Raw genomic sequence first — 12,888 nt, 5'->3', positions numbered from 1 at the left:
ACCCTCCCACCTTGGCGGCTGATCGACCAGACCTGACAGCAAAAACCCCCGGGCCCGTAAGCGCCGAGGGAGAGGAAGAGGATGGACCGCCGTGCCGTTTTGCCCCAGTGTTCGACCTGGAGTTACCAGAAGGGGTGTCAGGAGCGGGGCTTCATTTCCGGCTACGAGGCCGGTTTACGTCGCTTCCGCCGCAGACTCCCCATGTCGAAAGAGGAGTCAGATCGGAAAACTGTAAAAGGCAGTCACCAACAAGGTAGTCCGTAGAAAGCTTAGGGCCTCTGGCCGGTTTCCGAGCCCCTCAACGCAAGAGGACAAACTCAATAGCTGGGGTTGGGCCAGATCGCCCGCACCTGCTCGAGGCCATGGCGCGCCTGCCGCCTGCGTTCTGCGGCGGTGGCGCCATCGAGGAGCAGGGTCACATGGCCGAGCTTGCGGCCGAGCGCAGCCCCCTGCTTGCCATACCAGTGCAGGCTGGCGCCGGGGAGGGCGGCCAGGGCCCGGCGCTGCTGGGCGTAGCTGGCCCTGGAGCGCTCGTAGCCGAGCAGGTTCACCATCAGGGCACCGGGCACCTTGAGCTCCACCTCCCCCATGGGCAGGCCGGCCACGATGCGGGCCTGCTGGCTGAACTGGCTGGTGTGGGCGGCCTCGATCGTCACGTGGCCGGAGTTGTGGGTGCGGGGAGCGATCTCGTTGATCTGCAGGCCTTCGGGGCCATAGAAGAACTCGATCGAGAGCACGCCCACGTAGTCGATGGCCGTGAGCAGGGACACGGCGATGTTGCGGGCGAAGGCCTGCACGGCGTGGGGCACGTCGGCGGGCGCCAGCACCCAGTCGCAGACGCGGTGGTGCTGGTGGGTCTGCACCAGCGGATAACAGCGCACGGCGCCCTGGGCGTCACGGCAGACCAGCTGGGAGAGCTCGATCTCGAAGGCCACGAAGCGCTCCACGATCCAGTCCGCCGGGTCCACGCTCTCGAGCAGCTCGGCCAGCTCGCCGGCGTCCCGCAGCACCAGGGTGGCCTTGCCGTCGTAGCCGCCGGTGGCGGCCTTGGCCATCAGCGGGAAGGTCCAGCCGGCGGGCAGCTGCGGCGGGCCGGGAGTGGGTGCTGCGGGGAGCAGATCGGCCAGGTCGAACCAGGCGGGGGCGGGCAGCTGGAGCTGCTGCAGCAGCTGCCGCTGGCTGCGCTTGCTCACCAGCGGGGCGAGAGCCGCCACGCTGGGCACGAAGCGCACACCTTCGGCCTCCAGCTGGGAGAGCAGCTCCAGGTCGACCCATTCGTTCTCGAAGGTCACGGCGCTGCAGGCGCCGGCCAGCCGCCGCAGGGCAGCACCATCGCCGGGATCGCCCAGCACCACAGCGGAGGCCAGGCGGCTGGCGGGATCATCCGGCGACGGCGTCTGCACCACCAGGGGGATGTGGAGCTGGGCGGCGGCAGAGGCCAGCATCCAGGCCAGCTGGCCGCCCCCCACCACGCCGATCCGCGCCTCACCCTCGGGGGCGATCGGGGCCAGGGTTTCGGCCTTCAACGGGAGCACGGACACGGGCGGCAACGACGGGTCCAGGTGCCTGGAACGAACCGCCCAGGCCCCGCCCGAAAAGATGAAGACAAGGTTAGGGCGCCGGGGGGCTGGGCCTTTTCTCAGGTGAGGCCCTGGTCGCCGGCGAAGGCGAAGCGGATCAGGCTCAGCACCAGCACGATCAGGAACAGGGCCAGGCCCACCGTGCAGGCGTAGGCGATCTCCAGTTCCGAGAAGGCCTGCTCATACACGTAGTACACGATCGTGCGGGTGGAGTCGGCGGGGCCGCCCTGGGTCATCAGGAACACCTCCTCGAACACCTTGGTGGCGGCGATCGCCGAGATCACGGCCACCAGGGTGACGTAGGGCCGCAGCAGCGGCAGTGTGATGTCCACGTGCTTGCGCCAGCCCTCGCTGCCGTCGAGGGCGGCGGCCTCGTAGAGGTCGGCCGAGATGCCCTGCAGGCCGGCCAGGAAGATCACCATGTAGTAGCCGAGCCCCTTCCACAGGGTCACGAGCATCACCGAGGGCAGGGCCAGCAGCGGCGAGGTGAGAAAGCCGATCGGGCTGAAGGCGTCGCCCAGCAGGGCGCCCAGCCAGCCGTTGATCAGGCCGTTTTCGGCATAGAGCCAGCGGAAGGCGATGGCCGCCACCACGATCGACACCAGCACCGGCGTGTAGAAGGCGGCCCGGAACCAGTGAATGCCGGGAATCTGCCGGTTCACCAGCACGGCCAGGGCCAGGGCGCCGAGAACCACCGGTGGCACCACACCAATGAGATAGATAAAGGTGGTGCCGGTGACCCGGAAGAACATCGGATCGGTGAGCAGGCGGCGCACGTTGGCCAGCCCCACGAAGCGCAGGGGCTCACTCACGTCGAGGCCGGTCTCGGTGAAGCTGATCACCAGGGCCATCGCCGCCGGGATCAGCACCGAGAGGCTGATCAGCAGCAGGGCCGGAGCCAGAAAGCCCCAGGCGGCCCGATGGCCGGGGGCCCGGGGAGCGGGTTTCGCGGGTGAAGTCGCCATCACGGCCCACGGGATGGGGCCATTGTGGAAGATGCCGTGACCGATGCTTCCGCAGCAAGCAGCCCCCTGAGCGCCATGGTGCAGCCAGACCGGCCAGCTGCCGATCCGATGGCCGTGTTGCGGCACGTGTTCGGCTACGCCAGCTTCCGCGGGCCCCAGGAGGAGATCGTGCGCCACGTGCTGGGCGGCGGCTCCGGCCTGGTGCTGATGCCCACCGGGGGCGGCAAATCCCTCTGCTATCAGGTGCCGGCCCTCTGCCTGCCCGGCGTGGCGGTGGTGGTGTCGCCCCTGATCGCCCTGATGCAGGACCAGGTGGAGGCCCTGCAGCAGGCGGGGGTGCGGGCAGCGGCCCTCAACTCCTCGCTCACGGCAGCGGAGGCCAGCGCGGTGTGGCGTCAGCTCAGCCAGGGCCAGCTCGACCTGCTCTACGTGTCGCCGGAGCGGCTGCTGGGAGGCGATCTGCTGGAGCGGCTGGCGGCCCTGCCCCTGGCCCTGTTCGCCATCGATGAGGCCCACTGCGTGTCGCAGTGGGGCCATGACTTCCGCCCCGAGTACATCCAGCTGGCGGTGCTGGCGGAGCGCTTCCCCCGGGTGCCGCGGCTGGCCCTCACCGCCACCGCCGACCCCCGCACCCGCGAGGAGATCGTGGCGCGGCTGCGGCTGGAGAGCGGCAGGGTGTTCCTGGCCAGCTTTGATCGCCCCAACATCCGCTACCTGCTGCGGGCCAAGGACGACGCCAAGGGCCAGCTGCTGCAGTTTCTGGAGCAGCACCGGGGCGAGTCGGGCATCGTCTATGCCCGCTCCCGGGCCCGGGTGGACCGCTTTGCGGCAGACCTGCGGGCGGCGGGCTACGAGGCGCTGGCGTACCACGCCGGCATGGAGGCCGAGGCCCGCAGCCGCACCCTGCAGCAGTTCCGCAACGGCAGCGGCGTGGTGGTGGTGGCCACGATCGCCTTCGGCATGGGCATCGACAAGCCGGACGTGCGCTTCGTGGCCCACCTGGACCTGCCCAAGAGCCTGGAGGCCTACTACCAGGAGACCGGCCGGGGCGGCCGCGACGGGCTGCCGGCAGAGGCCTGGATGGTCCATGGCCCGGGCGATGTGCCCCAGCTGCGCCGCTTCATCGACGACTCCGACGCCCCCGAAGCCCAGAAACGCATCGAACATGGCAAGCTCGATGCCCTGATCGGCTTCACCGAGGCGCCCGGCTGCCGCCGCCAGGTGCTGCTACAGCACTTCGGCGAGGCGCTGGCCGAGCCCTGCGGCAACTGCGATGGCTGCCTCGAACCCCAGGCCCGGGTGGATGTGACCGAGCCGGCCCGCAAGGCCCTCTCAGCGGTGTACCGCACCGGCCAGCGCTTCGGCGCCGCCCACGTGGTGGATGTGCTGCTGGGGGGCAACACCGAGCGGATCCGCCAGCTGGGCCACCAGGAGCTGAGCGTGCACGGCATCGGCCAGGAACTCGACCGCAGCCAGTGGCGCACCCTGCTGCGCCAGCTCACCAGCGCCGGCTACCTGCAGCCCAGCCCCGACGGCCACGGCGGCCTCTGCTTCGGCGCCGAGGCCCTGGTGAAGCCCCTGCTGCGGGGGGAGGCCAGCCTGGCACTGCCGTTGCCGCCCCCCCAGAAGGAGCGGCACCGCAGCGGCCGGGCCGGAGACGGCCGTGGGGCTGGGGGGCAACGGCCCGAACTCGACGCAGAAGGGGCCGATCCGGCCCTGGTGGCGGCCCTGAAGCTGTGGCGCCGCGACCAGGCCCGCCAGCAGGCGGTGCCCCCCTACGTGGTGTTCCACGACCGCACCCTGCTGGAGCTGGCCGTGCGCCAGCCCAGCAGCCTCGACGAGCTGGGCCAGGTGAGTGGCATCGGCGCCGCCAAGCTGGAGCGCTACGGGGAAGCGCTGCTGGCGGTGCTGCGGCAGCAGGCGGAAGGGGGGAGTGAGGGAGTCAGTCCTCCGTCTTGAGGAAGCGCCCCGACAGGCGCACCCCCATCACCAGGGCGGCGAGGCCGTAGGCGGCAAAGGTGAGCAGCTGGCCACTGGTGCCGGTCTCGTAGGTGCCGCGCTGCAGCAGCACGAAGTCGGCGAGGGAGGAGGCGGTGCCCCAGAGCAGCACCCACACACTCACGTAGGTGATGCCTTTGACGGTCTGGTTCATGCCTGCACCTCAGTGGGAGAAAACTAGACGCGGGCCCCAGCGCAGCGGAGGCGGTACAACGCGGTGGCTGCCGCCGCCATCGGATCGATGCTGCCCGTCTGCCAGCCGCTGTGGGGCCAGCCACTGTGGGGCCTGCCGCTGTGGGGCCTGGTGCTGTGCAGCCTGCTGGGGGAGGCCAGCGCCGCGGGGCCACTGCACTCGCCACTTCATCAGCCCCTGCCTCCGCCACCGGTCGGCCCGCAGGCGTCCCTGGAAGCACCCATTCCCGACTCAGCGAGCGGCGCCGGCGCCACGCTCGCCCCCACGTACGAACCCACTCGCACGCCGGAGCCCAAGCCAGCTGGAGATGCCACCACCAAACCCAAACGCCCAGAGCTGGTGCCCCAGCAGGTTCCCGTCGGCGATCTCGCCCTGCAGCAGCTGCCGCCCGATCCAACCCCGAGCGCATCCCAGCCCCCCGGCCCCCTGCACTACCCCCTGGCCGTGGCCGCCTCGGAGCAGGCCCCCTGGGGCTGGCGCTATTCCCCGGCGCGGGGCGCCTGGCGCATGCACACCGGGCTGGATCTGATCGCGCCGGAGGGCACCGCCGTGCTGGCGGTGCTGCCGGGAACGGTGCAGCGGGTGGCGGAGATCAGCGGCTACGGCCTCACGGTGCTGATCGACCACGGCAGCGGCTGGTCGAGCCTCTACGCCCACCTGCTGCGCACCAGCGTTGTGGCCGGCGACAGCGTGACGGCGGGTCAGACCGTGGGCCTGGTGGGCCAGAGCGGCAACGCCAGCACGGCCCATCTGCACCTGGAACTGCGGCAACGCCAGCCCCAGGGGCTGGTGGCGGTGGATCCCACGCCGCTGCTGCCGGCAGCCCCGAGCGGGGGCACACTGGCAACAGAGGCGCCAACCCAGCCCATTGATGGCCGATCAGGACCAACTGGACGACTTCCTCGAAGCCCTGGAAACGGCCGGCAGCCCCGTCAAGAACCCAGCCCTGCGCCAGGCGCTCAGCTGGGACGAAGGCCTCTACGAGGAGGTGAAGACTGAGCTCGTTGGCAGGGGGATTGTGAAACGCGGCCGGGGCCGCAGCGACAGCGTGTCGCTGGTGGGAGCCGAACCGGTGGCGAAGGCCACGGCACAGGCGAAGAACGGCCGCAAAGCCAGGGCATCCAGCAACGGCACCGCCAACCTGGGCTTTGAGGCCAAGCTCTGGCTCACGGCCGACAAGCTGCGCAACAACATGGACGCGGCCGAGTACAAGCACGTGGTGCTCGGCCTGATTTTTCTTAAATACATCTCAGACAGCTTCGAAGAGCAGCGCGCCAAGCTGCTGGCCGGCGAGGGCGACTACGAAGGCGCCAACCCCGAAGACCCCGACGAATACAAAGCCGAGAACGTGTTCTGGGTGCCGGCCGAGGCTCGCTGGCATCAGCTGCAGGCCAACGCCAAACAGCCCACCATCGGCAAGCTGGTTGACGACGCCATGGTGGCGATCGAACGCGACAACCCCCGCCTCAAGGGGGTGCTGCCGAAGGACTACGCCCGTCCGGGGCTGGACAAGCAGCGCCTCGGCGAGCTGATTGATGTGATCGCCACGATCGAACTCACTGCTTCCAGAGAGAGCGGCGCCAGCGAGGGGGAGCAGACGCATCGCTCGGTGGATCTGCTGGGCCGGGTGTACGAATACTTCCTCACCCGCTTTGCGTCGGCCGAGGGCAAGAACGGCGGCCAGTTCTACACGCCGAGCTGTGTGGTGCGCTGCCTGGTGGAGATGCTGGAGCCCTACAAGGGCCGCATCTACGACCCCTGCTGCGGCTCCGGCGGCATGTTCGTGCAGAGCGAGAAATTCGTGGAAAGCCACGGCGGCAAGCTGGGCGATATCTCCATCTACGGCCAGGAGAGCAACGCCACCACCCGCCGCCTGGCGGTGATGAACCTGGCCCTGCGCGGCATCGAGGCCGACTTCGGCCCCGAACACGCCGACAGCTTCCGCCGCGACCTGCATCCCGATCTGCGGGCCGACTACGTGCTCGCCAATCCGCCGTTCAACGACTCCGACTGGGTCCGCCGTGACGACGACGTGCGCTGGCAGTTCGGCGTGCCGCCCAAGGGCAACGCCAACTTCGCCTGGGTGCAGCACTTCCTCCACCACCTGGCGCCCCAGGGCATGGCCGGCTTCGTGCTCGCCAACGGCAGCATGAGCTCCAACCAGAGCGGCGAAGGCGAGATCCGCAAGGCCCTGATCGAGGCGGATCTGGTGGACTGCATGGTGGCCATGCCCGGCCAGCTCTTCTACAGCACCCAGATTCCGGTGTGCCTCTGGTTCCTGGCCAAGAGCAAAGCTGCCGACAGCCAGCGGGGCTTCCGCGATCGACGCGGGCACACCCTGTTCATCGATGCCCGCAAGCTGGGCAGCCTGATCGATCGGGTGCACCGAGAGCTGCTGGAGGCCGACCTGGAGAAGATCAGCGGCACCTATCACCGCTGGAGGAGCGCCGACAGTGTGGGCAGCTACGACGATGTACCGGGGTTCTGCAAGTCCGCCACCATCGCCGAGATTGCTGCCCATGGGCACGTGCTCACACCGGGGCGGTACGTGGGCGCGGAGGAGGTGGAAGATGATGGAGAGCCGTTCGAGGAGAAGATGCCGAGGTTGGTGGCGGAGCTGGAGGCCCAGTTTGCTGAATCCGCGAGGCTTGAGCAGGCCATCAAAGCTAACCTGAGGGGGCTGGGTTATGGCGCGTGACTGGCCTCATTTACCCAAGCTCCAATCTGAGGACGACGCATTCTCCGTCGCTCCCGAAGGGTGGAGCACGTGTCAGATTGAACACATCTTCGAAAAACTGGAGATTGGTAAGCGCTTTGACCAGAAAACATCTTTCCCGTCTGGCAAGATTCCCGTCATCGACCAATCGGCATATGGGTTCGTCGGCTACCATGACGAAGAGCCGGGCGTGGTTGCAGCCAAGACTTCGCCTGTCATTACGTTTGCGAACCATACCTGCGAAATGCGGGTCATGCGGCGACCTTTTTCCGTAATTCAAAATGTATTCCCGATGGTGGGAAGGCCAGGTGTTTGCGAAACGCTGTTCTTCTACTACTCGACGAAAGGCCGTGTTCATCTTGAGGAATACAAAGGTCATTACCCGGACTTTCGTCGGCTCTGGATAAATCTCCCACCCCTCGCCGAGCAAAAAGCCATCGCGGCGGTGCTTGGGGCGCTGGACGACAAGATCGAGTTGAACCGGCGGATGAACGCGACGCTGGAGGCGATGGCGCGGGCGCTGTACCAGAGCTGGTTCGTGGATTTCGATCCTGTGCGGGCGAAGTTGGATGGGAGGGAGCCTGTTGGGCTTGATCCAGCAACAGCAGCTCTCTTCCCTGAGCACTTCGTGGAATCAGCGCTCGGTCCAATTCCGCAGAGATGGGAAGTCTGCTCTCTCGCAAACAAGATCGAACTCCTCAGCGGCGGCACGCCCAAGACATCCGAACCGAATTATTGGGACGGTGACATCCCATGGTATTCCGTGAAAGATGCTCCGTCTGAAACCGACATTTGGGTAATTCAGACAGAGAAGCAGGTCACGAAGCTGGGAGTCGATAACAGTGCGACCCAAGTCTTGCCGGAAGGGACGACCATCATCAGCGCACGCGGCACTGTCGGGAGACTCGCTCTCGTCGGCACCCAGATGGCAATGAACCAATCCTGCTATGGCGTGCGAGGCGTGAATGCCTACGCTGATTTCTTCACCTATTTCTCGCTCCGCCAAGCCACCGCCGACCTCCAGCAACGCACCCACGGGACGGTTTTTGACACGATCACGCGCCAGACCTTCGAGACACTCGACTACATTTTCCCGCCAGCCCCTCTGATGCAAGCGTTCGACCGGACTGTCGAACCTTCGCTCGCGCAAATGCGCGCCAATATCCACCAATCCCACACCCTCACCACCCTGCGCGACACGCTGCTGCCGAAGCTGCTGAGCGGGGAGTTGATGGCGAAGGATGCGGAGTCGCTCATCGGCAAGGTCGCCTGATGAGAACGACGTCTGAGCAGATTAATCTCTGGCGGCAGGCACCGTCTGAAAGCCAGCGCCTGGAGTTCAAGGAGGCAAAACAGCAGTTCGACACACGCAAACTGAGCGAATACTGTGTTGCGATCGCCAACGAGGGTGGCGGCGTGCTGATGCTTGGGGTGGCGGATCAGCCACCGCGCGCCGTCGTTGGAACGCAGGCCTTTCCCAATACCGTTGATGCTGCCGAAAGGCTCTTTCAGTCGGTTGGCTTCCGTGTGGACATTGAGGCAGTGGCGCATCCCAATGGGCGTGTGCTCGTGTTCTACATTCCGTCGCGTCCTCGGGGTACGGCCTATCACCATGATGGCAAATACTTGATGCGTACCGGCTCCTCGCTCATGCCGATGAGCGAGGACCAGTTGCGGCGGATCTTCGCAGAAGGGCAGCCCGACTGGCTGGAAGAGCCATCACGTACTGGCCTCGATGAACAGCAGGTGGTGGAACTTCTCGACACACAGACCTTCTTCGAGTTGCTCAACCTCCCATACCCAACCGTACGCGCAGGCGTGCTTGAGCGGCTGAGAAGCGAGGGCCTTATTGATCAAGATGGAAGCACATACACCATTCGCCGACTCGGGGCGTTGCTGCTGGCGCGGCACCTTGAGCAATTTTCTGATGTCTCACGCAAGGCGCCTCGTGTTGTCGTCTATGCAGGCGAATCAAAGCTGGAAACCCGCCTCGACCAGACCGGCGGCCGTGGATATGCCGTTGGTTTCCAGGGCTTGGTTCTCTTCGTGATGTCCCAGTTGCCCCAGAACGAGGTCATCGAGGATGCCTTGCGCAAGGAGGTCAAGCTGGTGCCCGACGTGGTGATGCGAGAGCTGATCGCCAACGCCTTGATCCACCAGGACTTCACAATCCAAGGCGCGGGAGTCATGGTAGAGATCTACAGTAACCGTGTTGAGATCTCGAATCCAGGTGAACCGTTGGTACCTGTGGAGCGTTTCATCGACGCTTACCAATCACGCAACGAAAGGCTCGCAGACCTGATGCGCCGCATGGGTATTTGTGAGGAAAAGAGCAGCGGCATCGATCGTGTCGTGCAGGCGGCCGAGGTGTACCAGTTGCCGGCACCCGATTTCCGCTCCATCTTCCGGCGCACATCGGTGGCGATCTTCGGCCCAAGGCCGTTTGAGCGGATGGATCGCAACGACCGTGTACGCGCCTGCTACCAACACGGCGCACTGAAATGGGTGATGGCTCAGCACATGACCAACCAGTCGCTGCGCGATCGTTTCCATCTTGCTGAGGACAAGGCCGCCATCGCCTCCCAGGTGATCGCGGCCACGATTGAGGCTGGCCTGATCAAGCCGGACCAAAGCGTGGGCGGCTCCCGGAAATTTGCCCGGTACCTACCGTTCTGGGCCTGAGCTTCATTTAATTCCTTCGCACCGAGCTGGGTGGCCTTTCCTCCAAAAGCCTTGCAGCGCAAGCACTTTCTTTTTTAAGGCTATCCCCGATCCCGGCACCCAAGCGAAGCCGGTGCCTTGACCACCCCCCTCCACCGAGTCCATCGCAGACGAAGACCCCGACCACGAGCGACAGGAAAACACCGCCAAAAACCACCTCACTCCATGACTACCACCCGCCCATTCGCCCTGCGCTTGTTCGTGCCCTCTGGGCTGCCGGAGGGGATGCGAATCGTGGAGAAGACGAACTGGAGCGGCATCGGCTACGTGATCCCTCGCTCCCAGCTCAAGGAGTTCACCCAACGCCCGGAGGCAGGACGCCCTGGCGTGTATGTGCTCACAGGCCCCGACCCTGAGGACGGCGGCGCCGACCTTGCGTACATCGGGGAGGCGGACCCCCTCGGGCGGCGCCTGGAGCAGCACCAGGCCAAGGAGTTCTGGACCACCGCCTACGCCTTCACCTCCAAGGACGGCTACCTGAACAAGGCCCACGCCCAGCACCTGGAGGCCCGGCTGATCGGCCTGGCCCAGGCGGCCAAGCGCTGCCGGCTGGAGAACGTGGTGCAGGGCCACGCTGTGAACCTGGCCGAGATGGACCGAGCGGAGGCCGAGGGCAGGGGATACGAGTCACCAAACGGGTTCACCGTTCTCAAGGGGGCCAAGGGGCGCCGCGACTTCGTGGCCAGCTCTCCCGACGGCCTGATGCGCACGCGGGAGCAACTCATCCGGCAGGGCGTGCTCGCCAAGCTGGACAACCAGGTGGAACTGCTCCAGGACTATGAGTTCAAGTCACCGTCCCAGGCGGCGGGGCTGCTTCTCGCCCGCAGCGCCAACGGCCGGCTTGACTGGAAGGATGCTGCCGGGATCAGCCTCAAGGATCACCAGGAGCGGGCGGCGGCGGCGGCCTCAAGAGAGGCTGAACCCTGAAATCCAGCCGGCTCGACTGAGGGTGCCGGCGGATGGATCCCATCGAGAATCTGGCCATTTCCGCCGGTCACCGCAACGTCCGCAGGATGTCCTTCATCAGCAGCACCAGGTGCAACGGGTCGGTGGGGGAGGGCTCGAACTCCGGAATCAGGTGCAGGTAGAACGCCCTGGCCGCCGCGCTCTCGGCATGGACGAGCAACCAGCGGCAACCCACTTCGGAGCCGATCTGCGCGGTGCGGCTGATCACATCCGCCAGCAGAGCGGCACCGAGGCCCCGTCCTTCATGTTGAAGGCCAACCCCGAGCCGGGCCAGCAGGGCAATGGGCTGGGGATAGCGGCCGGCGCCTTTGCGCAGCCGCGGCGGGGCCTGCGCCGGCGTGATGCTGGCCATGCACCAGGCATAGAAAGCCACCACATCGCAGCCACCCGCTTCGGTGACCACGAACACCCTGCTGGTGCCGCCACGGGCATGGGCCTGGCGGGCGTGCTTTCTCAACCAGAGCGTCTGCTCCTCAGACCGGCATTCGAAACCATCGAGGCGATCGGCGGAGGCCAGCAGCCGGGGCGACAGGTAGCCGGCGCTCACTCCTGAAACGGTGAGGGCCGATCCATCAGCGCACGCAGCCCCTTCAGCGAACGTGCCGGCCGTTCGTTGATGCGCTCCCAGGCGTCGAGAGCCTCGGGGTCAAGGCGGAATTCCTCGCGGTCGGCCAGCACCTGCTGGGCGGCCAGGCGCAGATGGGTGATCACGAACCCGGTGAGATCGGTGCCGGAAGCGATGACGGCCCGATCAATCAGTTGGCGATCTTCAGCCGTTGCCCTTACTTCGATGCGTCGATTGCGGGAACGGGTGCTGGCGGCGTCCAAGGTTTTGCCTCTCTGTACGGCCATTGTACGGCCACTCAACAGGCCATCGGGGACTGGCACGAGACCTGTCAACACCCCAGGCACCGACTAGCCTCTGGCCAGAGGATGGCAGCGTTGCCAAGACCATGATGAGCGTGGACGTCACCGGCAAGCCCTGGGCGGTGACCCCCGAGAAGATCGCAGAAGCCCTGCGCCGGTTGGTGGATGCCGCAGCCCCCACGCGCCTGATCGCCTTTGGCTCTGCTGCCACCGGCGATCTCAGCGTTGCCAACGACCTTGACCTTCTCGTGGTGGAAGCCCAGGTGGCCGACCGATACCAGGAGATGCTGCGCCTGCGCCGTGTCCTGCGCGGGCTGCTGATGCCGATCGACCTGATCGTCACCAGCGAGGCCCTCTATGACTCCCGCGCCCAGGTGCCGGGCACGGTGGAGTTCGCTGCCCGCACGCAAGGCCGGGTGCTCTATGCGGGCGATTGAGCAGGCCCAGCTGCTGCAACGCAAGGCTGCACAAGACCTTGCCGTGCTGCGGAAGCTGATCAAGGCGTTGCTGGCGCTGGGCGGTCACGACTACCCCCGCACCCATGATCTGGGCCTGCTGCTGGATCTACTCGCTGCCGTGGATGTGCGTATTCCCGAGGCTCTGCTGACGGTGGAAAACCTGACCCCTTTCGCCACCGTGTTCCGCTACGACGACCTCCCGTTCGAAGCCACCATCGAGCGGCAGGAGTGGCTGCCAATACTCTTGGCGTTGGAGGAGTTCGTGGGCGGGGTCATCGCGGCGGCGACTGATCCGTTGGATCCGCCATCACTCTCAACGAAGCCCTCATCGAAGAGGCGGCCCTCGGCTGGCGCCCGGCCAGTTGCAAGGCTTCGCCAACAACCGTTGCAATATCTGCAACAGTTCAATCAAGAAGCTGGCTGA

General features: G+C 66.2%; 13 protein-coding genes and 1 other RNA gene. 8 read left to right on the top strand and 6 right to left on the bottom strand.

Annotated elements, in window-relative coordinates; translation table 11 throughout:
• Positions 1 to 79: 79 nt before the first annotated feature.
• The 3 genes from ssrS to CyaNS01_RS05585 all read right to left on the bottom strand — a co-directional run bounded on the left by ssrS (position 80) and on the right by CyaNS01_RS05585 (position 2,545).
• Positions 80 to 263: non-coding RNA, 6S RNA (gene ssrS / locus CyaNS01_RS05595), on the bottom strand.
• Positions 264 to 317: 54 nt separating this feature from the next.
• Positions 318 to 1,535, bottom strand: a complete 1,218-nt coding sequence (locus CyaNS01_RS05590; protein WP_255460148.1) for a 5-(carboxyamino)imidazole ribonucleotide synthase — start codon at positions 1,533 to 1,535, stop codon at positions 318 to 320.
• Between the two features lie 104 nt (positions 1,536 to 1,639).
• Positions 1,640 to 2,545, bottom strand: coding sequence for a carbohydrate ABC transporter permease (locus CyaNS01_RS05585; protein WP_186699521.1), 906 nt, complete (start codon positions 2,543 to 2,545; stop codon positions 1,640 to 1,642).
• Between the two features lie 36 nt (positions 2,546 to 2,581).
• On the opposite strand from CyaNS01_RS05585, the gene recQ reads away from it, so the two are divergent.
• Positions 2,582 to 4,504, top strand: coding sequence for a DNA helicase RecQ (gene recQ, locus CyaNS01_RS05580; RefSeq protein WP_225875833.1), 1,923 nt, complete (start codon positions 2,582 to 2,584; stop codon positions 4,502 to 4,504).
• Here the strand turns inward: recQ and CyaNS01_RS05575 are convergent.
• Positions 4,488 to 4,697, bottom strand: coding sequence for a hypothetical protein (locus CyaNS01_RS05575; RefSeq protein WP_186699519.1), 210 nt, complete (start codon positions 4,695 to 4,697; stop codon positions 4,488 to 4,490). The genes recQ and CyaNS01_RS05575 overlap by 17 nt on opposite strands.
• 63 nt (positions 4,698 to 4,760) lie before the next feature.
• Between CyaNS01_RS05575 and CyaNS01_RS05570 the strand changes: the two genes are divergently transcribed.
• The 5 genes from CyaNS01_RS05570 (at position 4,761) to CyaNS01_RS14835 (ending at position 11,100) form a co-directional block, all read left to right on the top strand.
• Positions 4,761 to 5,735, top strand: coding sequence for a M23 family metallopeptidase (locus CyaNS01_RS05570; protein WP_225875832.1), 975 nt, complete (start codon positions 4,761 to 4,763; stop codon positions 5,733 to 5,735).
• Positions 5,725 to 7,434, top strand: a complete 1,710-nt coding sequence (locus CyaNS01_RS05565; protein WP_225875909.1) for a class I SAM-dependent DNA methyltransferase — start codon at positions 5,725 to 5,727, stop codon at positions 7,432 to 7,434. The genes CyaNS01_RS05570 and CyaNS01_RS05565 overlap by 11 nt, the downstream gene beginning before the upstream one ends.
• Positions 7,424 to 8,725: a restriction endonuclease subunit S gene (locus CyaNS01_RS05560; RefSeq protein ID WP_186699517.1), complete on the top strand. Its 1,302-nt coding sequence runs from the start codon at positions 7,424 to 7,426 to the stop codon at positions 8,723 to 8,725. The genes CyaNS01_RS05565 and CyaNS01_RS05560 overlap by 11 nt, the downstream gene beginning before the upstream one ends.
• The gene (locus CyaNS01_RS05555) at positions 8,725 to 10,134 is read left to right on the top strand and encodes an ATP-binding protein (RefSeq protein WP_186699515.1); all 1,410 of its coding nucleotides are present in this window, start codon (positions 8,725 to 8,727) and stop codon (positions 10,132 to 10,134) included. Before CyaNS01_RS05560 ends, CyaNS01_RS05555 begins: the two co-directional genes overlap by 1 nt.
• Before the next feature lie 204 nt (positions 10,135 to 10,338).
• Positions 10,339 to 11,100 (top strand): GIY-YIG nuclease family protein, encoded by a 762-nt coding sequence (locus CyaNS01_RS14835; RefSeq protein ID WP_186699513.1) that lies wholly within the window; start codon positions 10,339 to 10,341, stop codon positions 11,098 to 11,100.
• 67 nt (positions 11,101 to 11,167) lie between these two features.
• On the opposite strand, the gene CyaNS01_RS05545 is transcribed toward CyaNS01_RS14835, so the two are convergent.
• Both CyaNS01_RS05545 and CyaNS01_RS05540 read right to left on the bottom strand, forming a co-directional pair.
• Positions 11,168 to 11,686, bottom strand: coding sequence for a GNAT family N-acetyltransferase (locus CyaNS01_RS05545; protein ID WP_186699511.1), 519 nt, complete (start codon positions 11,684 to 11,686; stop codon positions 11,168 to 11,170).
• Positions 11,683 to 11,967: a DUF1778 domain-containing protein gene (locus CyaNS01_RS05540; RefSeq protein ID WP_186699509.1), complete on the bottom strand. Its 285-nt coding sequence runs from the start codon at positions 11,965 to 11,967 to the stop codon at positions 11,683 to 11,685. Before CyaNS01_RS05540 ends, CyaNS01_RS05545 begins: the two co-directional genes overlap by 4 nt.
• Positions 11,968 to 12,095: 128 nt before the next feature.
• Here CyaNS01_RS05540 and CyaNS01_RS05535 point away from each other — a divergent pair, with 128 nt between their 5' ends.
• Both CyaNS01_RS05535 and CyaNS01_RS05530 read left to right on the top strand, forming a co-directional pair.
• On the top strand, positions 12,096 to 12,443 hold the full coding sequence (locus tag CyaNS01_RS05535) for a nucleotidyltransferase domain-containing protein (RefSeq protein WP_186699507.1): 348 nt from the start codon (positions 12,096 to 12,098) through the stop codon (positions 12,441 to 12,443).
• Positions 12,430 to 12,888, top strand: coding sequence for a HEPN domain-containing protein (locus CyaNS01_RS05530; protein ID WP_186699505.1), 459 nt, complete (start codon positions 12,430 to 12,432; stop codon positions 12,886 to 12,888). Before CyaNS01_RS05535 ends, CyaNS01_RS05530 begins: the two co-directional genes overlap by 14 nt.

This window comes from Cyanobium sp. NS01 (assembly GCF_014280235.1).
Classification (GTDB): domain Bacteria; phylum Cyanobacteriota; class Cyanobacteriia; order PCC-6307; family Cyanobiaceae; genus NIES-981.
Note: the sequence above shows the minus strand (reverse complement) of the source record. Positions and strands in the feature narration are given on the sequence as shown.